The sequence below is a fragment of the Westiellopsis prolifica IICB1 genome (assembly GCF_004323185.1).
Classification (GTDB): Bacteria; Cyanobacteriota; Cyanobacteriia; order Cyanobacteriales; family Nostocaceae; genus Pelatocladus; species Pelatocladus prolificus_A.
Map to the genome: position 1 here is coordinate 293,014 of NZ_NAPS01000002.1, position 25,315 is coordinate 318,328.

Here is a 25,315-nt window from a genome sequence, read left to right on the forward strand (position 1 = left end):
TAGTATTGGACTATGGACTATTGACTCTGGACTATTGACTAGTTTTTAGCCTTTGAGTTTTTCAGCTTTAGCAACGGCTTCGTCAATGCTGCCGACCATGTAGAATGCTTGTTCTGGCAGTTCGTCCAACTCACCAGACAAAATCATGTTGAAGCCTTTGATCGTGTCTTCCAACTTTACGTATTTACCAGGAGAACCGGTGAATACTTCAGCGACGAAGAACGGCTGAGACAAAAAGCGTTCTACTTTGCGGGCCCGTGCCACAACCAGACGGTCATCTTCAGACAATTCATCCAAACCAAGGATAGCAATAATGTCTTGCAGTTCCTTATAACGTTGTAGAGTTGATTGTACAGCACGAGCGGTGTTGTAGTGTTCATCACCAACAATGTTAGGCTGCAACATGGTGGAAGTGGAACCCAGAGGATCTACCGCCGGATAAATTCCTTTAGCAGCCAAACCACGAGACAATACAGTGGTTCCATCCAAGTGAGCAAAGGTAGTAGCGGGTGCGGGGTCAGTCAAGTCGTCCGCAGGTACGTACACAGCTTGAATAGAGGTGATAGAACCTTCGTTGGTAGAAGTGATGCGCTCTTGCAGTTCACCCACATCTGTACCCAATGTCGGCTGATATCCTACCGCAGAAGGCATCCGTCCTAACAGTGCTGATACTTCGGAACCAGCTTGGACGAAACGGAAGATGTTATCGATAAACAAAAGTACGTCTTGCTTGTTTACATCCCGGAAGTATTCTGCCATGGTCAAACCAGACAGACCGACACGCATTCTTGCTCCGGGTGGTTCGTTCATCTGACCGTAAACGAGAGCAATTTTAGATTCGTTGAGGTTATCTTTGTTGATCACCCCAGATTCGATCATTTCATTGTAGAGGTCATTGCCCTCACGAGTGCGTTCACCCACACCCGCGAATACAGACACACCACCGTGTTGAGTCGCGATGTTGTTAATCAACTCCATCATGATCACGGTTTTGCCAACGCCTGCACCACCGAACAGACCAATCTTACCGCCACGACGGTAGGGAGTCAGCAGATCAACAACTTTAATCCCAGTCTCAAACACCGAAGGTTTGGTTTCCAGTTCGGTGAGTTTGGGAGCAGCGCGGTGGATGGGTAATTTATCTTCGCTGTTGACAGGCCCTTGATTATCTACAGGTTCGCCCAGGACGTTGAAAATCCGACCCAGGGTGGCTTTACCAACAGGTACGCTAATGGGAGCGCCAGTATCGACAGCTTCCATACCACGTACTAAGCCATCAGTAGAAGTCATCGCCACAGCCCGCACCTGGTTGTCACCAAGCAGTTGCTGTACTTCGCAGGTAATTGCGATTTTCTGTCCAGCTTCGTTAGTGCCAGAGACTTGCAAAGCGTTGTAGATTGGTGGCATTTTTCCGCTAGGGAATTTTACGTCTACAACCGGCCCAATGATTTGGGTAATGTAACCAATGTTTGTTTTTTCTGCTGTGGTGACCATGCTGAGTCTATGTGATTGAAGCTATATTTCAGATCGGGTCGTAAGAGACTTAAATTTAAGCTATGTCATTTTCCAGAGTAGCACTGAACGACGCCATAATTTGGCATAAATTCATTATTAAGGTTGGGGTGATCAGTGAGTTAGCCAGGTTAGGATCACAGCAGGGGCATTTAGATTTGGTCAAGAGACTAAAAAGGGTGTAGGGATGTAGGAGGAATCCTATTTTCATGCAAGGCTAGTGAAATTTTTTGATTGGGACTGCGTCTCTAAATAATTTATTGGCTGGGAACGTTGGGAACGTCGGTATTTGTCGCTTGAAAAAATTCCTTTTTCTCAAACCCAAAAGTATTAGCAACGAGTGAGTTAGGAAAACTCTGAACTTTTTGATTATATGCTTGCACTGCTTGGTTATAGCGCATCCGCTCGATCGCGAGGCGATTTTCAGTACCTGTTAACTCGTACTGAAGGTTGGTAAATAATTGGCTTGATTGCAATTGGGGATGAGCAACTGCATAATCACGAAAACTGTCGATCGCTTGATTGATTTGTACTGTTGCAGCAGCTTTTTGATTAGGGGTAATTGCTTGTAAATAAGCCTGACGCGATCGCACCAACAAAGAGACTAACTCTTTTTCCTGTTTAGCATAGGCTTTTGTCACGTTCACAAGGTTGGGAATCAGATCAGCACGTCGTTGCAGTTGATTTTCCACTTGCGCCCAAGCTGCATCAACTTTAGTGTTACTGCTTTGAAGAGAGTTGTAAGTCCAGCCACACCAAATAGTTAATGCTGCTACTATCCCAACACCAGCTAGCAATAGTCTTTGGCGTAGATACACTAGTCGCTTTTGTTGTTCTTGCTGCTGTTTATGCTTTGCTTGCACATCTTGGATAGCTTGCTGAATAAACTCGGCGGGAATATCAGCTTCCTTTCCTGCTGCTACCAATTCCGAAACCGAATAACTTTGGGTGTGATTGGCTCCGTAGCGCGAGGCTAACTCTAGCACCTCCGGGGCAATTTCTTCAGGAATTTTCTTCTGTGGATTATTCATAGTATTCACCAGTTACTACCAGCACCACCACCACCGCTACTTCCACCACCAAAGTCACCACCACCCCCACCACTGGAATTACCACTACCAAAACTTACGACAGAAGACGGAGGTAAACAAGGAATGATTTCCTCTTTTTCGTTGCGATAAGCACAATTGTGGCACTCATCGATAATTAGTCGTTCGCCATAATCATATTCTGTAGCTGCTCTGACAGTAGTTTGAGTACGGGTGACGGTTAACTCTTGACAATTAGGACATTTCTGAAATCGAGATGAATCAGATTCTTGAGCGACAATGTGTAAGCCATTACCAGTTAGCTTGTCGCTGCAATTGGCACATCTCCAACCTTCAAATTTGACACTACCAATTTCTTGTGCTGTTTTTTCTGGTTTACTGAGATAAGAATCAATAGTAGTGTCGTCTACTTTTGCCATCGGTTGTTGGCAATCAGCACACAAAAACATGTAATGTCCCTTACTTCTGCGTGTACGTCCTTCTGGTGCAATCAAAACTTTACGAGGACGTGCCAAATAAGCAACTGTTCCTGTCAGCACTACAATCATTCCACCAGTAAAAAGTACTCCCCAAAGCAAACCATCATCGGAATTTGCTTGTATATTCGGGGAAGTTTTCTGGTTGGGAATTACCTGATTTCCAGAGGATGGACGATCAGAGTTTAAAACGAGTACTAGGGCTTTTGTTCCCGCCAGTGTCCCCGCTTGAAAATCTCCTTTTTTAAATTGTGGGATGATTTGGGTATCGATGATATTGCCGACTTTCGCATCAGGCAAAATTGCTTCTACACCATAACCAGTCTCAATTTCTACGCGGCGATCGCCTACTGAAATCAAAAACAAAACACCATTATCCTGTCCTTTCTTGCCAATTCCCCAATTATTAAACAATTCAGTGGCAAATTTTTTCGGAGTACTTGCAGGTGCAGTTTCTGGCACTGTCACCACTGCCATTTCCGTGCCATTTTTTGCCTCTAATTCCGAAATCATCTGATTGATTTGGCTTTCTGTGCGATCGCTAAGAATTCCTGCCAGATCACTTACCCAACCACCATTTGTTTGACGAGGGTTAGGTACTTCTTGGACAGTCACAGCCAAGCTGGAAAGTGGAGAAACAAGTATACCCAAGGAAAATAAACTCACCCAGAAAATACGTTTTGGTTTCAGAAAATTTAATTTCATTGCTTTAGCCTCCAGTAGAACATTTTCTGGAGTTAAATTTGAGTAAAATCAGCTTCTGTTATGGTTTTGTTCTATGATTAATTCTTGATTAACAGAACAATTATTAATATTTTACTAACTAATCAAATCATTTGTTTCACATACTTCTAGTTCTATTTTATGTCTCATCTGACTTTATAGATCATGCAAATCTTCAGCTATTAGTTGCAAAATATTAACAAGTGTGGGTAATTATTTCTTTTTTGGTATTTTTGTACTATAATGAGTTTTCAAAAGTTGAAATTTTAAATTCTAATACTAATACTAATACTAATAATAGATATGCTGAATCACAGCAAAAACTCTCCAGTTAATTCAGCTAATGTTCTTTACAGACATGGTGATGTTTTGATTAGACGTGTTGCGACTATACCTAATCTTGCCCAAAAGCATGTAGGTTCTATTCTTGCTCATGGTGAAGTCACAGGACACACTCATCGTATCCAGCCATCTAATGCTGTGCAGTTATGGGTAAATGGTAGTGAGCTTTTTCTGGAGGTGAAACAAACAGGTGCAACTTTGGTTCATGAAGAGCATCGAGCAATTGAAATACCACAGGGTTTTTACCGTGTTTGGAGACAACGTGAATACCACCCTGATGCTTACGTGGAAGTGGAGGATTAATGCTGAGTTTGATGTCGAAAGGGCGTGTGCCGAAGAAACCAGTAAAGCAGCGCCCATTTGAAACCCAGTCCATAACCGGACAAGATATCCTCAATACAGAAAATGTTGAGTTGCGTCGCCTGCTGCTTGAGCGTCTGGGATACGAAAAATTTTTACAGCAAGTGGGAGGGTTAATACGCGATCGCGATCAAGATGCAGGAGGAGAACGTCAACTCATCTACATTCCTTTCGATGATGATGAAGCCCTGATGGTGTTGAAGGTGATTTGTCCCTCCACAAAGCACATTCACATCCTACGTGTTCCCCCCTATATGCAGACTTGTCATCAAGCAGCAGCCTGGATTGCTGGGTTTGATAACCCAGATGACTATCACCCTCTGATTGAAGCCTGACTATTAGAATGTAGAGACGCCAGATCTCGCGTCTCTACTCAATTGCTAGTGTTGGGTTGCACAAAACGCTTAATGTCACCACAGGCTATATAAGACTTGCCGTCAGGAGCTATTTTGATTTCATCAACGACGTACAGCATTCCTTCCTCACGAATTGAGCGAGGAAAACGCATATTCCAATCAGGTTCATATCCGTCAGAAACTACCCTGGCGCGCAGCTTGCTGCCATCTTTCACACACTGAACAAGAATGCCATGATTTACACTGTCAGTGGTAAGTAAGTCGGCAGCGCTGGCGGGGCCTTTAGCAGCTTTGCCAGTGCTAGTAGGCTTTGATTGTCTGGAAACAACGAAAATATCTGCTTCACCGGGTTTCGCAAAACGGTTAATTTTGCCAGATACACGATAGAAAGAGCCATCAGTTGAAAGTTCCACACCTTCAACAACATAGCGCGCTCCCTCAGCACGAATTGCTCTGGGAAACTGCACGTTTTTAGTTGCATCGTAACCATCGGATATGACTTTGACCCGTAACTTGCCCCCTTCGCGAACACAGTATAATTCCACACCTGAACCAACTTCATTTACTGTTGGCATCGCGTATATTTCATCGCCCGCAGTTACACCACGACCCACCAGATCACTGCGAGTACGGGTCATTGCCTGATAAGTTTGATCGCGTAGTTCTTTACGTCCAGCATTTCCCAAAGCTTTTTGGGCAATCCGTCCGGCAAAATATTCTAGCTGATCTATCTCCTCAGCAATTTCAAAATTCTCATTCAAACCTTTATTTCGCAGGTCTTGCACCAACGCCCGTAGAATTTGCTCGGCTTCTTCATGTTTACCATGCTCTGCTAAATTGAGGGCAGTTTCTTTAGCCTTTGCAATAGTCAGACGGCTCAAATCAAGGATGATATGGCTGGAAGCAGCAAAAGCTGATTCTTCAACTGTGCCAACTTTGGCGACGACATCTGTTGTACCAGACACGCTTTGAATGATGTCATTCTGCACGACATCAGCATTGTAATGCAGTTTCATCACGGGGAATTGACCTATTTGAGCAACAGGAATCTCCAGACTTAACCCCAAAAGCTTGTCTTCGCCCTCGTAAAGTTCCCCTAAAGTAATCACAGATTGACCAAGGTGATTTTGCTCAAATTTAGCAAGACTTAAAACATCAACGAGATTAACACCATCAGCCAACTCAAGCGTGACTTTCAGATTTTGACCAACAACTGCTCTGAGGGTATCTAGCTCAATACTGAATACTTCGGTTGCTTCATCAATGCTTTGAATAAAGTAGAAGTTGCCACTAGCGGCTCTGGCCATACCAATCAGCAGATCCTCATTGAAACCCTGATCAAAACCTAATGTAGTTGTGATCATACCTTCCTCAGCTTTTTTACCTGCTGTTGCTGTGAGTACTTTAGGATCTTGAATACCCATATTGGCGTGACCATCGGTGAGCAGCAGCACACGGTTGATTTTTTGCGGATCAAGTTGCTGTTTTACATATTCGCAACCTTTGAGCCATCCCCCAGATAAATTGGTAATACCTCCTGCATAGACCTTGCTGATAGAATTTTTCAATGCAGATTTGTTGTTTACAGGCTGGGGTGGCACAACGGTATCCACTGCATCATCGTAAACAACCACTGAAAGAATGTCATTTGCCTCAAGTTGATCGACTACAGATTCAGCAGCTTTGAGTGCATGAAACAAGGGAGCGCCAGCCATAGAGCCAGAACGATCAATTACAAGAGACAAGTTAAGATCACGTCGCCCAGACTCAGGTATGTCAGCACGAAAACGGAGCAACAAATTAGTCTTTAATGAAGAGCCGACAGGTAATATAGCTTGGTCAAATGCGTAACTTGTTTTGATCATTTGTAGACTCTCAAAATTATTTTTAATTACTGGTGAGCTTTTTTAATCCGGTCACGATCAGTGTTGCTTTTAGTTTGCCCAGTGGGTGTCAAAATCTAATTCTTTATCCTTTGTCTGTGACGAGATTTTCAAAGATTTTGATATTTCTTAACGTATTACAAAAAATCTTCGTGCTGTACTAGGTATCTACACACTCTTCAAATTCACGTTGATCACAAAAATCATTCCATCCATAGAGAACATTAAAGCGTTTGTTCAATTTGCTTCAACGTTGCTTATTAAGCTTCCTTGATCCATAGAGAACATTAAAGCGTTTGTTCACTACGCTTCAATGTTGCTTATTAAGCTTCCTTGATCCATAGAGAACATTAAAGCGTTTGTTCACTACGCTTCAATGTTGCTTATTAACATTGAATTCATTCACAACAAACGTGAAAGCGATCAAATAACAATTAAATTTATTACGGTTCTTGGTTGGGTGGACTATTAAAAAGTCGCGTAAATGAAGAGTTTTCGTCCCCGTTAGGGGTGAAGGTAGTCTACGACAAAATTGCGTCTACAAAAATCAGCCAGGATGTAAAGACATGTTTCCGTCCCCGTTAGGGGTGAAGGTAGTCTACGACTGTTCACGAGAGTGTCTTCGAGCAATTTGTTGAAGCTCTCAAAGTTCCCGTCCCCGTTAGGGGTGAAGGTAGTCTACGACTGGATTATATATCAGACTTCTTAAAAGAAGACTGATATGGTTTCCGTCCCCGTTAGGGGTGAAGGTAGTCTACGACGTGGCAGTCCAGGAAACCAGAAAAACGTCACCATCATTCAGTTTCCGTCCCCGTTAGGGGTGAAGGTAGTCTACGACTCGTCGTTCCCACTTCCAACCGTTCTCAATGTGTCCTTCGTTTCCGTCCCCGTTAGGGGTGAAGGTAGTCTACGACTAGGGATCTAAACGATCCCAATCGTACGCCTCACCCAAGTTTGGAGTTTCCGTCCCCGTTAGGGGTGAAGGTAGTCTACGACTCAAGATCGCGCCAATGCCTTTTTAGCTTTTCCAACAACGTGTTTCCGTCCCCGTTAGGGGTGAAGGTAGTCTACGACGACATCGAAGAAATAATTGGCGGCGGGGTATTTCTTAAGAGTTTCCGTCCCCGTTAGGGGTGAAGGTAGTCTACGACCCTACCCTGTGGAAACTCTTACTATATTTACTTTTCAAGGTGCAGTTGCGCCAATGCACGGAAGTGGTGATGTAACCTAATAGTACCGTACACATGTCAAAAAACATTTAGCGTCAAAAATTACTTTCAGCTTTCATATTACAGCAAAACAGCCACGAGTAAACCTAAAAAATCTAACTTTTCTTTTATTTACAAACTTTGACTCATTCATAGTTTTGAATCCTCACTGCGTCATTTTCACGCTTCATTTTACAATTGGTTACATTCGTCGAAAAGTAGATATTCAGTCAGTTTCAGCCTTTATACCCCCGTTGATTTCCAATCTCTAGTCTTTACAAGACTTAAAACACAAGAGCCGCATGAGGGACAGTCGCACAGTGAACAAAAGAATGGCGAACCAGTAAATATAGGCAACTGTGGGCGATTTGCGTTATACAAATAATAATGAGGACTCTTCGTAAAAAACGTAACGCCCTGCGCCAATCCTTGGCAGTTTTTCGCTACAGTGGACGAGCGATCGCTTTAGTATGGAACACTAATCGCTCTCTGACGATTATTCTGGCAACTTTAACTCTGGTGGCTGGTTTATTACCAGCAGCTATAGCTTACATCGGTAAGTTAATTGTCGATGCAGTGGTTTTTGCATCTCAAAATAATCCACAAGCTAGCAATATTGTCAATCACTCTCATCCTCTGATTTATGTAGGAATAGAAGCGATCGCTGTAGCTTTACTTGCTTTTAGTCAGAGGGGATTGACAATTTGTCAATCGTTGTTGCGGGTATTACTCGGTCAACGGGTGAATGAATTAATCTTGGAAAAAGCCCTGACTCTAGAACTAACACAGTTTGAAGACTCGGAATTTTACGATAAACTGACAAACGCTCGCCGAGAAGCTTCCATTCGTCCCCTTTCCCTAGTCAATCGTACCTTTGGCTTGGTACAAAGCGCCCTTTCACTATTAACCTATGGCGCTTTGTTGATCAAATTCTCAATTTGGGCAGTGGCTGTACTGATCTTAGCAGCCATGCCTGCATTTGTTGCCGAAACTAGATTTGCGGGGGAAGCGTTTCGCTTGTTTCGTTGGCGCGCACCGGAAACTCGCCAGCAGCATTATTTAGAAACCTTGGCTGCGAGAGAAGATTTTGCCAAGGAAGTCAAACTTTATCAATTGGGAGATATGTTGCTGGAACGTTACCGCAATATCTTCTATCAACTTTACGATGAAGACCGCAACTTAACGATCCGGCGGGGAATGTGGGGATATTTGCTGAGTTTGCTCAGTACGGTTGCTTTTTATATCGCCTACGCTTGGATTGTACTAGAAACCGTCGCGGGAAGAATTTCTCTCGGCGATATGACGATGTATCTCACCGTGTTTCGCCAAGGACAGATGACTTTTTCTGGTGCTTTGACTTCGATTGGCGGAATGTACGAAGACAATTTATATCTTTCTAATCTCTACGAATTTCTCGAAGAAGAAGTAGCACAACCAATAGGAAAAGCAACCAGAGGTGTGAAACCGGGAGATGGTATTCGGTTTGAGAATGTCACTTTTACCTATCCAGAAAGTATCCAACCTGCATTAACAAATATTTCTTTTCACCTCAAACCAGGAGAGAAATTAGCGATTGTGGGTGAAAACGGTTCTGGTAAGACTACTTTAATTAAACTACTAACTCGACTCTACAACCCAAGCTCTGGCAGGATTTTACTAGATGGCTTGGATTTACAAGAGTGGGATGTGGAGGTATTGCGACGACGCATCGGCGTAATTTTCCAGAACTTTGTCCGCTACCAATTTACGGTAGGAGAAAACATTGGTGTGGGTGATGTGGAACGGATGGAAGATAGGGAATTGTGGGAAATTGCTGCTGAAAAAGGTATGGCGCTACCTTTTATTGAAAAATTACCTACAGGTTTCACTACGCAATTGGGTAAGTGGTTCAAAGGCGGACAGGAACTTTCTGGAGGACAATGGCAGAAAATTGCCCTCGCCCGTGCTTTTATGCGAACTAACGCAGATATAGTAGTCTTGGATGAGCCGACATCAGCAATGGATGCTCAAGCTGAGTATGAGATTTTCAATCATTTTCGCACTTTAACTAAAAATCAGATGGTGTTTTTAATCTCTCACCGTTTTTCCACAGTGCGGATGGCTGACAAAATTTTGGTAATAGAAGCTGGGGAAGTGGTAGAAGAGGGAAACCACGAGGAGTTATTGCAGAATGGGGGGAGGTACGCGAGGCTGTTTTATTTGCAAGCGGCGGGGTATCAGTAGGGAGCGGGGAAAGGGAAGACGCGGGGAGGGGGTGATGCAAAGACGCGGAGAGAGAAGAAAACGCGGAGAAGGGAAGACGTATTGCTTTTTAGCTGGAACCTACGATTTTATTCTTGAAGCTCTTTTCTATGCAGCTTCAATGTAAATTGATATCACATCAATCTAGTAAGAATAAGGTACTCATTACTCTCATTTTGTTTCTGAAATTTTTGGATGGGTACAAATCCTAAGTTTTGCCAAACTTTCAAGGCTCTTTTATTAAATGCTGCAATTGTAACGCGAAGGCATTGAGGAGAAAATAATTGTCTAGCATGGTCAACTGTGGCGATCGCAACCCAAACTTCCTACTACTGAAGCATGATTTAAATATGTTTCAGCTTGTCAAAACCCTAATAACATACTACGCAAGCATTTTTATCAGTCGATTAATTTGCTATTATTGAGCGCGACTAACATAAATGTAACACAGGTTACTACTACATGTTAATAAAATTTGATAATATAAAAATTAATTACTACTTCAGAAGTAGAAGGTTAAGATTTTTGTTTGCTATGTTTTTTGTGTTAATTCAAACTCATTATATCTAATGAAACAGTTAAAGGTAATTACAATTGTTACTTCTGGAAGAGGTCTTTAAGAGTATAAAATGAGCAAGCTTAAGTCATAACAGTAAATGAAATAATTACAGGAATTTTACTACTGTCTCACAAAGTAAAACTTTTACTTATTTGAACTGCTATGACCAATAATATTGTACCTAACCGTGTTTGTGAATCTGGCAACAATCATCAAACTGTAGAAATTCCTCTTTTGTTGGTGAACCTGAAAAATAGTATTTGGTTCTGGGGTATTTTTTCTTGGATGTTCGCCATCACTGATAGAGGTATGGCTGCATTTGCTGATGATTATTTATCTGCAACAGAGATTCTACAAATATGTGCGATCTCTTTCTTATTCTTAAGTTGGTTATTTTTGAAGCCAGAAGAAAACTTAAATCATGATGATGAAGTATCGATAAGTGATCAAAATAATTTAGCTCACTATCGCCAGCAAGCAATATCTACAGTCAAAGATAGAATATTTGCTCTGCAAGATCAACATATGATCAGCCAAGTTTATACGCTACCCTTCCCCTATATCTGCCAAATCTATCATTTGTTAAATTTAAAACATCTGGAAACAGTTCACAGCTTTAGCCTGAACAATTTAAAAGTTGTTGATGTTAATCATGTTCAATCTACAACTCATGGCGGAATGCTAAAATTCCAAACAATTTTGGCTGTATCAAACCTCAATATTTTAAGAATGTGGAGACGACCAATAGTTGAGGTAGAGTTAATACTGCATACTCCTTTTACTGTGGAATTGAGTATTCCAGTTTATAACAACAAAAAAATCATTGTTATTTTCAATGCTCTGCCTTTAAACAATAACGCGCATAAGTTTTTTGTAGATATTTACAGTGATTTAGAATGGCCTAAGCCCATAATGCAAATCCTATTACATTTTGCCTCTTGTTTAACACTGTATGAAGATTTACCCTATTTACGCGCACTTGCGAAAAGAAATATAGATCGTTTAATTAACTTAAATAGGATTTCAACTCACAAAACAATGTGGCTATTTAGAAGATTCGTTGAACTCTATGGTTCGAGTATAGAACCTGCTGACCAATTAAGACTACTAAGCAGCTACGAAGCATAAATTATCAGTTATCAGTGAACAGTTAACAGTTAACAGTTTAATTTGATAACTGATAACTGATAACTGATAATTGCGGATACAATCGGAATGCAAGCAGAAATAGAGACAGTTCTGCATTCTGGGAGCGATCGCTAATGAAATTCATTTCTGAACCGTCGATACCTGTAAAAATTCAAAAGATGAAAGAACGGGTGCGTTGGGGTAATGCAAGTCTTATCCAGCGTGGGATTGATCAAACTAGCATGGTAATCGACGATCGCAACTCGGATAATCCAGAATTTTCGTTTATGGTCATCGGTGATAGTGGGACGAAATCATATTATAAACACCATCCCCAGCGCCAAGTTGCAGAATTGATGCTTCCGCACCAACAGGAATCTAGTTTTATTTTGCATACGGGAGATGTAATTTATGTTGTCGGTTCCCGCGAGTATTATCCGCGAAATTTTATTGAACCCTATCGCGAGTTCATCGAAGGGGGAGAAAACTACAAACGCATTCCCTATGATCGCATGGTGTTTAAAACCCCGATTTTGCCAGTACTTGGTAATCACGATTACTATGATGTACCGTTGATGTATCGGCTGTTGACAGGAACTACACTACCACTGCGTCGCTTGTTCCGCTATAAAGATATTGAAATTGGTTGGTATGGTTCTAATCAAGGTGATGCGTATGCACGAGCGTTTATTGATTATCTGAAAGTATTCCATTCTCAAGAACAGTTAGAATTTCATCTCGACGAACACTACACCGCCAAAACAGACACAGGAAGGTGTTTACGCTACGAACCTGGACGTTTTACCCGTTTACCCAATCGTTATTATACTTTTCGTTACGGCGGGATTGACTTTTTCGCCCTAGACTCGAATACTTTTAATGAACCATCTCCCCTACCCGCAACCAAAGAAGGAGAAAGTAGTCGCCGTCAACTAGAAAAACGTCGCCACGAAATCGAAGACGAAGAGATGGAAATTTTGGAAGTGTGCGATCGCCTCAATCCAGATAATCCTGAAGATGCAGAAAAACTCGACGCACTCAAAGCCAAGTTATACCAAATCGACGAAGTTAAAATTGACATCGAAAAACAACTTGCATCCCACGACGAACCAGCGATCGACTTTGAACAATTAGAATGGTTCAAGCAAAGATTGATTGCATCTTGGCATACTCAAGAAGTACGGGGAAGGGTAGTTTATTTCCATCATCCCCCCTATGTTACCGAAGCGAGTAAATGGCATCAAGCCCAAACTTTAGCAGTGCGTCGGCGTTTGCGTTGGGTATTTGACAGTGCTGCACAAACTCTTGGTGCTTTAACTCAAGGACGTCCGATTGTGGATTTGATTTTAAACGGTCATGCTCACTGCTTGGAATATCTCCGCACTACCGACACCGGATATGCCGATTCTCACCTCAATTGTATAATTTCCGGTGGTAGCGGTCGTCGTCCCCGTCGTCAACGAGATGAAGGGACTGAATTAATGGAGACTTTTGAATATATAGAAGAAAAACCCACTCGCAAAATTGCGGATTCGCTTTTATTTATTGGTCGCAATGGTTACGACAATTTCAAGCGCTTGCCATACTCATGTGTGCGAATTGATGTCAGAGGGGGTACTCCACCGAAGTTTGTTGTCAAACCACTGGTTGCAGAACGGTTTCAAGGAGAGTGGTTTAATAAAGAATTGGAAAAGTTTGAGATTTGAAGCTTTAATAGTTTCTTGAACAAAAAACCTGATGTTTACTGATATATTTGTGCATAGTTCCGAAAAACTGCGGCTTAACGTTGTAGCTTTTTCTATTACTGCCAGATTTGAATTAACTTAATATATGCAGTTGAGGTTATTTGCTCAAGTATTATCAGGGGTAGCTTTTGCTTTGGCGCTTGTCACCACTACCACAAGCAACCAACCAAGTTACGCTGATAGTGAAAAGTTCTTTTGTACTCAGGAAAAAGGTGTACCAGTCACCAAAGTCCGTACTACAAGGGGAAATGAAACATTTATCCGTTGGGTAGTGAAAGACTTTAAAAAATTCCCACCCCAACAACGCTGCAAAATTGTCACGAAAAGGTTTCAACGCTATTACGACAATGGTGCGCTATTTATCACCAGTCGAGACAACGTGAACGGCTATCCAGTGTTATGTATTTCTGATCGTAAAAATGCACCTTGTACAACAGATAATATCTTAGTTACCCTCAAGCCAGGAGCAGATGCGGGAGTTATTCTCAAGCAAATGCTTGATTTCCGTAGTGGTGCTAATGCAACAGGGGGTATTCCACTGAGTGGTAGTCAATATCTTACCTACGAGCAGGGTGATTTATATCTTGATGTTAAGCAATTAGTTAACTCTGCGGATAGTGGGAATAGCAATCAATCTGTCACCACAACTCCTCAATCACAACCCATCGAACCCCGTTTTTAGTTTTGCTTGTAGTGAGGGCTAAAGCCCTCAACTCAGCACTAAAGTGCTGACTACGAACTTGCAGAATTTAATCACTCGCTTTAGTATGGCTGTACCGATTCAGAAAGGGCATTAAATCATGTGGAGAGTAAATAATGAGGCTTAGTGGTAGACTTCCGGCTGTATTATTTGGGACTGCAATTGTTATTATTACGCCGTTAGTCGCCACCGCCTTGACATCCGCAGAAATTTACCCCATTGCCCAACAAATTACAGTCCGCATTGATGGAGTAGTTCCAGGTTCTGGAGTAATTATTGAACGCGCAGGTAATATTTATACTGTTGTCACCAACTGGCATGTAGTGCAAGAAAAAGGAAATTACACAGTTAGGACAGCAGATGGTAAGCAATATAACATCAACCACAGCCAAGTGAACCAATTACCAGGTGTTGATTTGGCAGTGTTTCAATTTACCAGTAATCAAAATTACCGTGTTGCGGAAAAGGGAGATTCTGATCAAGTTACAGGGGGTAAAAATGTATATGTGGGAGGTTATCCCGCAGGAATAACTGGTGTCCCAGGACGCAACTTTAAATTTTTGAGTGGAGAAATTTCTAGTCTTTTATCAACTCCGAAAGATGGCTATGCTTTTGATTATACAGTGCAGGCTTTTCAAGGCATGAGTGGAGGGCCAATACTGGATGAGCAAGGGAAATTAGTTGGAATTCACGGACGCGCAGGAACTGATATAGGTGGGGGTGGTACTGCTGTGTTGGGGATTCCGTTGAAGACTTATTTGAGTCTTGCACCATCTGTGCAGCCGATGGCAACTGCGCCAGCACCAAATCCACCAGTTTCAACTGCACTATCAGTTACCACTTCACCACCAGTAAATATTAACAACACATCCAACAAATATGCTTTAGCAAAAACCTTCAAAGGCCATTCTGATTTAGTTCGGTCAGTTGCATTTAGCCCAGATGGCAAAACTTTGGCTAGCGGCAGTTATGACAGTACTATTAAAATATGGAACGTCACCACTGGGCAAGAAATTACTACCCTCAAAGGTCATTCTAATTCGGTGAATTCAGTCGCGTTTAGCCCAGATGGCAAAACTTTAGCTAGTCGTAGTGATGACGGGGCTATCAAAATTTGGAATGTCACCACTGGGCAAGAAATTCGTACTCTTAATGGTTATTCTGGGGTTAGCTCAGTCGCGTTTAGTCCAGATGGCAAAACTTTAGCTAGTGGTAGTTATGGCAATACTATGAAAATCTGGAATGTCGCCACAGGACAAGAAATTGCTAGCCTCGAAAATCATTATCGTAGGGTTAATTCAGTCGCGTTTAGTCCAGATGGCAAAACTTTAGCTAGTGGTAGTAGAGACAGTACTATCATAATTTGGAATGTCGCCACAGGGCAAGAAATTCGTTACCTCAAGGTTCATTCAGGTTCGGTTGGAGAACTCACGTTTAGCCCAGATGGCAAAACTTTAGTTAGTGGTAGTCAGAACAGGACTATCATAATTTGGAATGTCACCACAGGGCAAGAAATTCGTACTCTCAATAGTCATCCTTATGGGGTTAATTCAGTCGCGTTTAGCCCAGATGGCAGAACTTTAGCTAGTGGTAGTAGAGACAGTACTATCATAATTTGGAATGTCGGCACAGCACAAGAAATTCGTACCCTCAGAGGTCATTCTGGTTCGGTTAATTCAGTCGCGTTTAGTCCAGATGGCAAAACTTTAGCTAGTGGTAGTGCTGACGCAACTATCAAAATTTGGCGGTTGTCTGAGTAAAAAGCTTTCAAATCAACTAATCTTAAGGTAGCGGACGTTGACGTAATTGTGTACGCTCAAAAACTGTAAAATATCCTTCCAAAACTAATCCTTCAACACTCAACAAATGCAATAAATCCTGTGCAGGTTCTTCAGGCGTTGTAGGAACAAAGCATCATGCTGACTCAGATAAAAACGGTAGCATATACAAAGATTCATCTTGCATACACTCAGCAACAAACACAAACACAGCTTGCACAGCTTGCGGTGTCAAAGTCGGATAATTTTCTAAAACTTGCTGTACTGTCCAACCATTAGCAAATAAACCAAGTATAAATTCAACAGATAATCTTGTACCTTTTACTGTTGGTTTACCTAATAATATTTAGGGGTCAGAATGGATGTACTGTCGCCAGTCCATAATTAATAGTTTTTTATAGTCAAAGTCATAATTAGGATTTTAACTAAATATAGCGATATTTGGTGATTGTCTGAGTAGCCATTCAGTTTTAGATTTTTAGATACAGAGATTCAAGAATTGGAAAAAAACTTGGGCGAACTCATGGATAAGATGTTCCTCAAGTCTTTGCTCACCGTTGTGCTTATCTTAATGGATTAATATTTGGTTGCTAAATAAAAAGTGGGATGCTCCCACTTGGCGTGCTTCCCGTTAATCTAACAGTATTCGCTGTTCACCAATTTCTAGTGCTAAAGCGATCGCTTCCCGTTCACCATGATCTAATTCTGATGGTATGCTAGGTGCTAAAGAATCAGGTAAGATTTGCAAGTTTAATGGCTGAATCAATTAACTCATGGCTAATTCTTGTAAAAGATTCGTCTCGCATACGCTTAATCAAATTTGACCTTATTATATAAATCCTGCAATGTAATTTCAAACGGAATAAAAACCAAAGTAATTAACTCATCTTCTTGATCATATTCTTGCAACGACCATCGCTTATTGGCGGTTTTAGAATAATGCTCTACATAAATTCTATTTTGTTCTATTAATAAATATTCTTCAAAAGAGGGTATTGTGCGATATGCTTGAAATTTTCCCTCTCTGTCATAATTTCCGGTAGATTTTGATAAGACCTCAACAATTACTTTTGGATTGAGAATGGTATCTGTACGATTATCGAAAAACTCTGGTTCACCCGCTACAACAGTCACATCTGGATATGTATAAATACGTCGTTTAGGTATCCATAAACGCATATCACTGTTAAATACTTCATAATCTTGTTGCCTAAAGGCAAAATTCAAAATAGCATAAAAATTGCCAACGATTCTATTATGATTTGCAGTTCCACCAGCCATTGGAATAATTTTACCGTCGATATACTCGCTTTTGGAGTCAGCTTTTTCCTCTAGCGCTAAGTATTCCTGTGGGGTAAAATATTGTTTCTCTCTTATTTGCATGATTTTGTTAGATCAATCAATAGGTTGAGCTTACGAACCCACAACTTGGTAAATTGTCGCATAAATGGGTATTAATGGGCATAAATGCAGACTGAAATCCCACCCAAATATCTAACTTGCACATCTGTGGTTATGTTTTATTCTTTACTCTGTCAAATAAACAGCTAAATATTAAGATAGACTCTAACTTTTGCCATTTTAACGCAACTCTATACTATGTTATTGAATCAATTTAAGATGCTGGTTGTTACAGCAGCCCTCTATTTAGCCTGTGATTGAAATCGCAGTCTTATAGCTCAAGCTTGAAGCCTACGATTGAAATCGCAGTCTTATAGCTCAAGTCTGCTTGAAGCAGACTACTTGATTTATTTGAATAAATACCTAATTCTTATATTTTGTTTATTTATTATTTATATTTATACGTACAAGAAGTAATAGCTTGGCATATAAATTTAGCCAAGCATATGACATCAATAATTATCAGCTGGGAGATGTAATTATTTATTAAGATATAGCCATAAAAGCAGATCATTCTGTTCATCAAGAACAAAATAAATTAGTCCTTTGTCATGAATCACTTATCTTTGTAAACAACCAATGACAAATGACAATTGTACAGACGCGATTAATCGCATTGTACAGACGCAATTAATCGCGTCTCTACTAATGACCAATGACAAATGACCTGATATTATGAGTCAATCTTCAAAAACAAGCTTTTGGCAAAACTTAAATAACTCTACTCTACTACGCTTATTGTTGCTGTTTGCCTGTGGTTGGGCGCTGGTAATACTAATTACTTACTTCTATAACGTTATTGCCATTTTTACCACAGCTGCTATTTTTGCTGCATTGTTAAATTATCCTGTTCAGTGGTTGTCTCGTTATCTTCCTCGCGGATTAGCAATTACTATCACCTTCTTGGGCGCTGTTGTTATTTTAATTGCCTTAGTAACTGCTTTGGGATTAGAAGTGTTAAATCAAGGACAGAGTTTAGTCGATCGCATCACTGAAGCAGTGAAGACACAAGATTTACTACCACTAAAAGAATTTATCGGCAATCTTAATCTCGAAAGGCTTTTGCAAACCCTGCAAACTGGTTTAATATCGGGATTGGGAATTGCTCAAAATATTTTTTCTAGCGTCTTTACATTAATTTTTCTCGCCGTTATCAGTCTTTATATGCTCATAGATGGCGAAAAACTCTGGTTTTCTAGTTTACAGCTGATTCCTGCCGAGTCACGCGATCGCTTTGCTACAACTTTTCAACGCAGTTTCTTGGGGTTTCTGCGGGGACAGTTATTGTTAATATTATTCTTATCAAGTGCGAGTTTTCTGATCTTTTTAGTCTTGGGAATCAACTATGCGTTATTTTTAGCACTTATAATTGGCATTTTAGATGCTATTCCTGGTATTGGTGCAACACTAGGAGTACTGACTATTACTCTATTAGTTCTGGGATCTCAAGGCTGGATAGTTGCACTTGAAGTTGTCATTGCTTGCATAATTCTTCAGCAAATTCAAGATAACTTTATTAGTCCCAAAGTCATGGGTAATACCTTGGAAATTAGTCCAGTAGTACTGTTTCTAGCTCTATTTATTGGTGAGCGAGTAGCTGGTTTACTGGGTATATTTCTCTCTATTCCTATTGCTGGGATGATTGCTGCTTGGTTAAGATTAGAAAATACAAAAGCAGAGCAATCTTCAGAAGAGCGATCGCCATAATTGATACACAAATATCTTGAAAATCTATAATGCTCCCTTTTAAATTAACTTCTTACTTAATTTCCACATTTATTTTTGTGACTTGTAGCACTTTCATCCCAGGATTTCAAATCAAACCTGCTATTAGTGCAGAGAATATTTATTTACCTGTTGGCTCTACAAATTTACGTCTATCAGTTAAATCTTTAGAAGTTTTTGCAAAAGAAGGTCGAATTACTAAAGAATTTGAGTTTTTTGCTCAACGACTCAAACCAGAAAAATTACAAACTCTTCGCAATTTATTACAGTATAAATTTAATACTAATCCTCTAGCAGTTTCCAAACTCACCTACTCTCCAATCGGCGAAGAATACATACGCCAATATGGTGCTATTATCAAGACACGAACAGGTCAAAATGGTTTTTATGCTATCCGTTCAGCCTTATTAGTAGCAGCAGCAGACCCAGAAGGATTAACTGGATTAACTTTTATACGTCACTTTCCTACAGATATTCAAATCAGTGTCAAAGATTTTTTAGAACTGTTGGATGAATTGAGTTATATTACAGGTTCTAAACAATCAGAGCCACGCAGCAATTACTACGGAATTGAAAATTCAGAATCCAGATCCTCGGTAGCATCCCAAATGTTAAAAAACCTGCCTACGATTGAAATCGCAGTCTCATAATGAAAGTCTGCTTAAGCAGACTGTTTGATTTTATGAAGTCGTTTTCAGACGATTTGCTCTAGAAGAAAAAATACTCTGAATACAAAAAATAAACTAACTTATCTTTGGCTAGCTTATTTGCTCTTAAAACAATACTATAAAGGTGAAAAAATAATTTCTGTGCTAATGGGCGATCGCTCATGATAACAGTTGGCAAATTAAGAAGAAGCGTAACCCTTCGCTTTTCACTTTTCCCCTAACTAACCCTAAGAAGTCTACAGTTGATAATCCCAATTTTATACTGAGGTGTATCAATGGCTGGTTTTATCATTTCTGTTGTAGTAATTGCAATTAGCTTGTTAATTATCTCAAAGCTACCTACGGGTGTGGAGATAGACAGTCCCTGGATTGCTCTAATTTCAGGAGCAATTATCGGTGCTTTCAATGGCTTTTGGAGTCTTTTCCCTACTTGGTTTAGAACAACTAGCGCCCTTATCAGTCTAGGCTTAATTCCCTTGATCGGCAGCATAATTGTATTTGGTTTAGCAGCTTGGCTAGTAGAAGGATTTCGACTACGATGGGGAATTGCTAGCGCCATCATTGGAGCGATCGCTCTGAGCATTATCAACTCCATTCTATTCTTCATTTTGCGTCAAGTTGGTTTAGTGGCAGTGTAGTTAACCACCACTCACAGGAGGAATTAATACCACTTCATCACCCTCTTGCAAGATGGTATCCGGTTCGACAAATACCAAATTAATTCCAAACCGGGTGACATCTCGCCATTGACTCAGTTCTGGATGTTCAGTAACTAAGCGATCGCATACTGCAACAACTGGTGTATTCTTCGGAAATTCTAGTACTAGTTCTGGTACTCCATAAGCTTCTTGGTAAGCAGCGAATAACTTGACTGTAATTTTAATTGCAGGTTCAGACATAAAAGCCCAATCAAAGCAGCCTTTTAAACATGTCTTCACATTATCGCTAATTTTGAAGAAAGTAGTCTGCCATGGCACAGATCTACATTAGTCATTAGAGACGCGACTTACCTTGAAGCCGCTCTTACGAGCGTCTACGCGTCTGTACAATGGTCATTTGTCATTGGTAAGGCTTTTAGGCTTGTTTACTTTTCGTAACCCAAATGTTGTGTTGAGGAACCCAAATGTTATGTTGAGGAACCTCAATGTTATGTTGAGGAACCCAAATGTTATGTTGAGGAACCTAATTGTGATTTTCGTGTCAGCGTTTGTTGATTCTGTTAAAGCTTTGGTTCCCAATAACCAATGACAAATGACCAATGACCATTGTACAGACGCGATTCATCGCGTCTCTAATGACAATTAAATTTTTTGTGCGCCTGGTTTACCATTTTCAACTACAAACGAAGCCAGAGTACTCACAGAGGCATTTTCTTCAGTAATTGTTGATACAATGCGGTAATCACTTTGCCAGCGATCGCGTGTGATGTTACAACGGACATAACCCCGGTAAGCACCATCAAAAAATTTAGTGTGGGGATTATCACTTAAAGCAGCTTTGATTGGAGGGATGAAATCGGTGGAAAAATCTGATGTGATTGAGGTTCCCACGAACTCAGTCCCGACTGTGGCTGAATCCGGGTTTTTGAAGTCCACTTTGAGATCATTTACCCAGCTAGAATGGATATCTCCAGTAATCACCACTGGGTTAGAAGGTTGGCGTTGAGCCAAAAAATTTACAATTCGATTACGTGCAGCTACGTAACCATCCCACTGATCCATATTGAATACTCCTGAGTCTGGACGGGGATCAAAATCGTATTCAGCAAAGATAAGTTGTTGAGCAATCACATTCCAGCGTGCTGAGGATTTATCTAAACCTTTTAATAACCATTGCTCTTGTTCTTTGCCCGTCATTGTAGCTTCTGGATCAAAAGCTTGAGCGCAACGGGGTTTGAGTCCGTCATTACAAGGTTGATCAGTGCGATACTGACGGGTATCTAAGACATTGAATTCAGCTAAATCACCAAAGGTAAACCGCCGATAAAGTTGCATGTCAGGCCCTTTAGGCAAAGAAAAGCGGCGTAGCGGCATATGTTCGTAGTAAGCTTGATAGGCATAAGCCCGCCGAGTTACAAACGCTTCCTGACTTTGATTTTCTTCTGGTATCAAACCAGCGTAGTTATTTTCTACTTCATGATCATCCCAGGTAACAATCCAAGGAAACTTACCATGAACTGCTTGCAGATTTCGGTCGGTTTTGTATTGGGCGTGGCGGTTGCGATAGTCTTCTAAGGTGAGGATTTCCGAACCAATATGCTGACGTGGCTTGTCAGGTTGAGCTGCATACTCGTAAATGTAATCGCCCAAATGCACCACTAGATCTAGTTCTTCATCCGCCATGTGCTTGTAAGCTGTGTAATAACCATTCTGCCAATCTTGGCAAGAAGCAAAAGCAAACTTGAGTTGTGAGATAGAAGTATTCAATGCTGGTGCTGTGCGTGTCCGTCCAATCGGGCTAACTTCATTCCCTACTCGAAATTGATACCAATACCAACGATCAGGTTGTAATCCACGGACATCAACGTGTACTGAGTGTGCTAGTTCCGGAGTTGCTAAAGTTTGCCCTTTTCGCACAATCTTGGTCATATTTTCATCAAGGGCAACTGACCACCGCACTACAATGTTTTCTGGTGGCATTCCACCGCCATTTAATGGATCGATCGCCAGACGTGTCCATAATACTACACTATTTGGTAGTGGATCACCAGAGGCAACACCAAGACTGAAGGGATAGCTAGAAAACTTTGGTTGTGCCATGACCGGACGCCATTGGCTAGTCACCGCCAATCCAGTTAAGAATCCTGCACCTAACAGAAAATTCCGTCGTCTGCACCGGATTGGTAATAAACGATCGCCATCCATCATTTCCATATTGCCCCCCATTGTTAGTATTGATCAACTCGTTTCTAGGTGATTCAACCATGCAAAACGAACATACCAACTTACAACCAAATGGGGTTTAAGGTAATGTTAAATAAGTGAACAGTAACTAAATAAAGTTTGATAGCCGATTACTGATAACTGTTAATAAAAAAGAACTCACGTAGATTGACCAGATTTCTGAATCAACTCAATGATGGCATCAATGATGCGATCGCCTTTCATTGGTATAATGCTTTCCCCATGCAGCACTTCCTGTGTAATGTGGAAATATACTAAAGATCCAACTAAAATTCTAGCTATTGACTCTGGATCACTGATTTTCAGTTCTGGATGAGACATCAAAAATTGATTGAGAGTATCCAGAGATGGCTTGATCATAGAACTAACACAAATTTGAGCTAACTCCGGAAAACGACCAGATTCCCCAATTAACACGCGCATAAATGCACAATGTTCTTGGTCAGTACTCATCTGTTCTAAAGCTCTAGTTGCTATTTGGTGCAAAACTTCTAATGGCTCTCCTTCCAAAGGTTCGCTACCAAATATCAACTGAAACTTTTTGTGAGCTAGTCGCTCGATCATAGCTTTAAACAGTGCTTCTTTATCTGCAAAATGGCTGTAAACAGTAGCTTTAGAAACGCCTGCTGCTGCTGCTACTCTATCCATGCTTGTACCAGCGAAGCCATGGGTGAGAAACTCTTGCATTGCTCCTTGAAAAATTTGTTCTACTTTCTCAACTGAAGTCTCACGCTCCATTTCATTTACTTTTGCACGTACCATTTTTTTACTAATTCCTGCTATATACCAATTTGAGAATCTGGGCTTTGAAATTCCCCCTGTTATGATTCCTGGGTTAAATATCAAGTTATTAACCCTTATGCCTTTACCTTTCTCCTTTTTATCTTTACACCCTCAACAGCTCATACCCTATTTTTTCCATAAATATTATCTATATATCTTTAGATAGTGACATTTAAAAAGAGAAACACGGACACAACAATAGATTCATGGAGAAGTCAGGATTATCAGCAATGAAAATTTTTTCCTTTTAACCCTAAATTTTTTCCCTAATCTATGCTGTGCCGTGTTTGTTAAGAAACTGCAAGGAATTTGACTAAACTATACAGTTTAGTTTTTTCTATTATAGTACTTGCAAAACTAAACCAAACAGTTTAGTTTAGTAATATTATAAAACTAAACAGTTTAGTTTTGCGGGAATCAATGCTATGCTACAAAACTTCAAAGAGGGTTCTTTCCTCCCAGCATCAATTTTTCGTCCCTCAATTGCGATCGCAGCAGTTGCAACATTAGCTGTAGGTGGCATCAGTATTTATGCGATGCAACAATCCCGTAGTGCTGAACAACAGAAAGCCCAACAACAGCTAGTGCAAGTACCAGAAGTAAAAACAGTCACAGCTTTGGGTAGGTTAGAACCAAAAGGAGAAGTGATTAAATTATCTGCGCCTGCTTCCTCAGAAGGGAGTCGAGTAGAGCAATTGTTGGTGAAAGAGGGAGATACAGTTAAAACAGGGCAAGTAGTCGCAATTTTAGACAGTCGCGATCGCCTTGCAGCGGCCTTAGAAGAAGCTAAAGAAGCAGTGCAAGTAGCCGAAGCTAATCTGTTGCAAGTCAAAGCAGGCGCAAAGCAAGGTGAAATCGCAGCACAGTCAGCAGAGATTGATCGCTTGCAAGTAGAAAGAGAAACACAAATCACAGCCCAAAAAGCTACCATTGCTCGTCTGGAAGCAGAAAAAAACACACAAACAGAAGCACAGAAAGCAACTATCGCCCAGTTGCAAGCCCAACTAGATAATGCTCAAGCCGAAGACCAACGTTATCAAAGTTTGTATCAACAAGGAGCAATTTCGGCATCTTCCCAAGATAGCAAGCGTTTAACTTTGCGAACAGCCCAACAACAACTAGCAGAAGCACAAGCAAATCTCAAGCGCATTGAAGAATCTTTACAAGAACAAATAGCAGAAGCAAAAGCCAACCTAGCACGTATCCAAGCATCTGGACAAAAACAAATCGAATCAGGTAAAGCAACCCTCAATCGGATCGCCGAAATTCGTCCCACAGATATCGCAGCAGCTCAAGCTGAAGTAAATAAAGCCGTAGCATCAGTCAAAAGAGCAGAAGCCAACTTAAAACAAGCTTATGTGCGATCGCCCCAAGATGGTCAAGTTTTCAAAATATACACCCGTCCCGGTGAATTAGTATCTAATGACGGGATCGCCGAAATTGGGCAAACTGGTCAGATGTATGCAGTAGTGGAAGTTTATCAAAGTGATGTTAGTAAAGTATATCCTGGACAAAAAGTCCGCTTAGACAGTGATTCTATTCCTGGTGAATTATACGCAACCGTAGAAAGAATTGGCTGGCAAATCCAGCGACAAAACGTCATCAACAGCGATCCCTCCAGCAACATCGACGCCAGAGTCGTAGAAGTTCACGTGCAATTAGACAAACCCTCCAGCCAAAAAGCAGCCAAATTCACCAACTTGCAAGTGAAAGCGGTGATTGGGGATCAGGGAAAGGGGATCGGGTATCGGGGATCGGGGATCGGGGATCGGGGA

General features: G+C 40.9%; 21 protein-coding genes and 1 CRISPR repeat array. Of the genes, 11 read left to right on the forward strand and 10 right to left on the reverse strand.

What is annotated here, in order from left to right; translation table 11 throughout:
- Positions 1-45 precede the first annotated feature (45 nt).
- From atpD to B4U84_RS15490, 3 genes are all read right to left on the reverse strand, one after another.
- A complete protein-coding gene (atpD, locus tag B4U84_RS15480; protein WP_017310042.1) occupies positions 46-1,494 on the reverse strand; it encodes a F0F1 ATP synthase subunit beta in 1,449 nt (482 codons plus the stop codon).
- A gap of 275 nt (positions 1,495-1,769) precedes the next feature.
- Entirely contained in the window at positions 1,770-2,543 is a 774-nt protein-coding gene (locus B4U84_RS15485; protein ID WP_131119256.1) for a LemA family protein, read from the reverse strand.
- A 5-nt stretch (positions 2,544-2,548) separates the two neighbouring features.
- On the reverse strand, positions 2,549-3,742 hold the full coding sequence (locus tag B4U84_RS15490; protein WP_131119258.1) for a TPM domain-containing protein: 1,194 nt from the start codon (positions 3,740-3,742) through the stop codon (positions 2,549-2,551).
- 321 nt (positions 3,743-4,063) lie between these two features.
- On the opposite strand from B4U84_RS15490, the gene B4U84_RS15495 reads away from it, so the two are divergent.
- Entirely contained in the window at positions 4,064-4,405 is a 342-nt protein-coding gene (locus tag B4U84_RS15495) for a DUF8820 family protein (protein ID WP_131119260.1), read from the forward strand.
- Positions 4,405-4,797: a DUF6745 domain-containing protein gene (locus B4U84_RS15500; RefSeq protein WP_242677646.1), complete on the forward strand. Its 393-nt coding sequence runs from the start codon at positions 4,405-4,407 to the stop codon at positions 4,795-4,797. The genes B4U84_RS15495 and B4U84_RS15500 overlap by 1 nt, the downstream gene beginning before the upstream one ends.
- 38 nt (positions 4,798-4,835) lie before the next feature.
- On the opposite strand, the gene B4U84_RS15505 is transcribed toward B4U84_RS15500, so the two are convergent.
- Positions 4,836-6,683: a vWA domain-containing protein gene (locus B4U84_RS15505; protein WP_017310039.1), complete on the reverse strand. Its 1,848-nt coding sequence runs from the start codon at positions 6,681-6,683 to the stop codon at positions 4,836-4,838.
- Between the two features lie 509 nt (positions 6,684-7,192).
- Positions 7,193-7,852: a CRISPR direct-repeat array (repeat unit 37 nt; unit sequence GTTTCCGTCCCCGTTAGGGGTGAAGGTAGTCTACGAC).
- A gap of 444 nt (positions 7,853-8,296) precedes the next feature.
- Here B4U84_RS15505 and B4U84_RS15510 point away from each other — a divergent pair.
- The 5 genes from B4U84_RS15510 (at position 8,297) to B4U84_RS15530 (ending at position 16,042) form a co-directional block, all read left to right on the forward strand.
- Complete coding sequence (locus tag B4U84_RS15510) at positions 8,297-10,132, forward strand: ABC transporter ATP-binding protein (RefSeq protein ID WP_131119262.1); 1,836 nt, start codon at positions 8,297-8,299, stop codon at positions 10,130-10,132.
- A 739-nt stretch (positions 10,133-10,871) separates the two neighbouring features.
- Entirely contained in the window at positions 10,872-11,837 is a 966-nt protein-coding gene (locus B4U84_RS15515) for a hypothetical protein (RefSeq protein WP_017310037.1), read from the forward strand.
- Positions 11,838-11,971: 134 nt separating this feature from the next.
- Positions 11,972-13,543, forward strand: a complete 1,572-nt coding sequence (locus B4U84_RS15520; RefSeq protein WP_131119264.1) for a metallophosphoesterase family protein — start codon at positions 11,972-11,974, stop codon at positions 13,541-13,543.
- Between the two features lie 124 nt (positions 13,544-13,667).
- On the forward strand, positions 13,668-14,264 hold the full coding sequence (locus B4U84_RS15525; protein ID WP_131119266.1) for a COP23 domain-containing protein: 597 nt from the start codon (positions 13,668-13,670) through the stop codon (positions 14,262-14,264).
- A gap of 134 nt (positions 14,265-14,398) precedes the next feature.
- A complete protein-coding gene (locus B4U84_RS15530) occupies positions 14,399-16,042 on the forward strand; it encodes a WD40 domain-containing protein (RefSeq protein ID WP_131119268.1) in 1,644 nt (547 codons plus the stop codon).
- A gap of 154 nt (positions 16,043-16,196) precedes the next feature.
- On the opposite strand, the gene B4U84_RS31610 is transcribed toward B4U84_RS15530, so the two are convergent.
- The 3 genes from B4U84_RS31610 to B4U84_RS15545 all read right to left on the reverse strand — a co-directional run bounded on the left by B4U84_RS31610 (position 16,197) and on the right by B4U84_RS15545 (position 17,443).
- On the reverse strand, positions 16,197-16,406 hold the full coding sequence (locus B4U84_RS31610; protein ID WP_278248352.1) for a DUF433 domain-containing protein: 210 nt from the start codon (positions 16,404-16,406) through the stop codon (positions 16,197-16,199).
- A 285-nt stretch (positions 16,407-16,691) separates the two neighbouring features.
- Positions 16,692-16,826, reverse strand: a complete 135-nt coding sequence (locus B4U84_RS31950) for a hypothetical protein (protein ID WP_278248344.1) — start codon at positions 16,824-16,826, stop codon at positions 16,692-16,694.
- A gap of 44 nt (positions 16,827-16,870) precedes the next feature.
- Positions 16,871-17,443, reverse strand: a complete 573-nt coding sequence (locus tag B4U84_RS15545) for a Uma2 family endonuclease (RefSeq protein WP_131119270.1) — start codon at positions 17,441-17,443, stop codon at positions 16,871-16,873.
- Positions 17,444-18,136: 693 nt separating this feature from the next.
- Here B4U84_RS15545 and B4U84_RS15550 point away from each other — a divergent pair.
- The 3 genes from B4U84_RS15550 (at position 18,137) to B4U84_RS15560 (ending at position 20,492) form a co-directional block, all read left to right on the forward strand.
- On the forward strand, positions 18,137-19,168 hold the full coding sequence (locus B4U84_RS15550; protein ID WP_131119272.1) for an AI-2E family transporter: 1,032 nt from the start codon (positions 18,137-18,139) through the stop codon (positions 19,166-19,168).
- A gap of 29 nt (positions 19,169-19,197) precedes the next feature.
- Positions 19,198-19,836, forward strand: a complete 639-nt coding sequence (locus B4U84_RS15555) for an alpha/beta hydrolase (RefSeq protein ID WP_131119274.1) — start codon at positions 19,198-19,200, stop codon at positions 19,834-19,836.
- A gap of 293 nt (positions 19,837-20,129) precedes the next feature.
- Entirely contained in the window at positions 20,130-20,492 is a 363-nt protein-coding gene (locus B4U84_RS15560; protein ID WP_017310026.1) for a phage holin family protein, read from the forward strand.
- On the opposite strand, the gene B4U84_RS15565 is transcribed toward B4U84_RS15560, so the two are convergent.
- The 3 genes from B4U84_RS15565 to B4U84_RS15575 all read right to left on the reverse strand — a co-directional run bounded on the left by B4U84_RS15565 (position 20,493) and on the right by B4U84_RS15575 (position 23,519).
- Entirely contained in the window at positions 20,493-20,753 is a 261-nt protein-coding gene (locus B4U84_RS15565) for a MoaD/ThiS family protein (protein ID WP_017310025.1), read from the reverse strand.
- Between the two features lie 402 nt (positions 20,754-21,155).
- Complete coding sequence (locus B4U84_RS15570) at positions 21,156-22,727, reverse strand: alkaline phosphatase D family protein (RefSeq protein WP_131119276.1); 1,572 nt, start codon at positions 22,725-22,727, stop codon at positions 21,156-21,158.
- Between the two features lie 168 nt (positions 22,728-22,895).
- Complete coding sequence (locus B4U84_RS15575; RefSeq protein ID WP_131119278.1) at positions 22,896-23,519, reverse strand: TetR/AcrR family transcriptional regulator; 624 nt, start codon at positions 23,517-23,519, stop codon at positions 22,896-22,898.
- A gap of 446 nt (positions 23,520-23,965) precedes the next feature.
- Between B4U84_RS15575 and B4U84_RS15580 the strand changes: the two genes are divergently transcribed.
- The coding region (locus B4U84_RS15580) for an ABC exporter membrane fusion protein (protein WP_131120981.1) at positions 23,966-25,315 on the forward strand (1,350 nt) is incomplete at its 3' end.

Excerpts from the sequence above, each read along its gene's own strand:
- B4U84_RS15500 (WP_242677646.1), top strand. The coding sequence starts at position 4,405 with ATGCTGAGTTTGATGTCGAAAGGGCGTGTGCCGAAGAAACCAGTAAAG.
- B4U84_RS15570 (WP_131119276.1), bottom strand. The coding sequence starts at position 22,727 with ATGGAAATGATGGATGGCGATCGTTTATTACCAATCCGGTGCAGACGA.
- atpD (WP_017310042.1), bottom strand. The coding sequence starts at position 1,494 with ATGGTCACCACAGCAGAAAAAACAAACATTGGTTACATTACCCAAATC.
- B4U84_RS15575 (WP_131119278.1), bottom strand. The coding sequence starts at position 23,519 with ATGGTACGTGCAAAAGTAAATGAAATGGAGCGTGAGACTTCAGTTGAG.
- B4U84_RS15485 (WP_131119256.1), bottom strand. The coding sequence starts at position 2,543 with ATGAATAATCCACAGAAGAAAATTCCTGAAGAAATTGCCCCGGAGGTG.
- B4U84_RS15505 (WP_017310039.1), bottom strand. The coding sequence starts at position 6,683 with ATGATCAAAACAAGTTACGCATTTGACCAAGCTATATTACCTGTCGGC.
- B4U84_RS15525 (WP_131119266.1), top strand. The coding sequence starts at position 13,668 with ATGCAGTTGAGGTTATTTGCTCAAGTATTATCAGGGGTAGCTTTTGCT.
- B4U84_RS15490 (WP_131119258.1), bottom strand. The coding sequence starts at position 3,742 with ATGAAATTAAATTTTCTGAAACCAAAACGTATTTTCTGGGTGAGTTTA.
- B4U84_RS15565 (WP_017310025.1), bottom strand. The coding sequence starts at position 20,753 with ATGTCTGAACCTGCAATTAAAATTACAGTCAAGTTATTCGCTGCTTAC.
- B4U84_RS15555 (WP_131119274.1), top strand. The coding sequence starts at position 19,198 with ATGCTCCCTTTTAAATTAACTTCTTACTTAATTTCCACATTTATTTTT.
- B4U84_RS15545 (WP_131119270.1), bottom strand. The coding sequence starts at position 17,443 with ATGCAAATAAGAGAGAAACAATATTTTACCCCACAGGAATACTTAGCG.
- B4U84_RS15495 (WP_131119260.1), top strand. The coding sequence starts at position 4,064 with ATGCTGAATCACAGCAAAAACTCTCCAGTTAATTCAGCTAATGTTCTT.
- B4U84_RS15530 (WP_131119268.1), top strand. The coding sequence starts at position 14,399 with ATGAGGCTTAGTGGTAGACTTCCGGCTGTATTATTTGGGACTGCAATT.
- B4U84_RS15515 (WP_017310037.1), top strand. The coding sequence starts at position 10,872 with ATGACCAATAATATTGTACCTAACCGTGTTTGTGAATCTGGCAACAAT.
- B4U84_RS15510 (WP_131119262.1), top strand. The coding sequence starts at position 8,297 with ATGAGGACTCTTCGTAAAAAACGTAACGCCCTGCGCCAATCCTTGGCA.
- B4U84_RS15520 (WP_131119264.1), top strand. The coding sequence starts at position 11,972 with ATGAAATTCATTTCTGAACCGTCGATACCTGTAAAAATTCAAAAGATG.
- B4U84_RS15550 (WP_131119272.1), top strand. The coding sequence starts at position 18,137 with ATGAGTCAATCTTCAAAAACAAGCTTTTGGCAAAACTTAAATAACTCT.
- B4U84_RS15560 (WP_017310026.1), top strand. The coding sequence starts at position 20,130 with ATGGCTGGTTTTATCATTTCTGTTGTAGTAATTGCAATTAGCTTGTTA.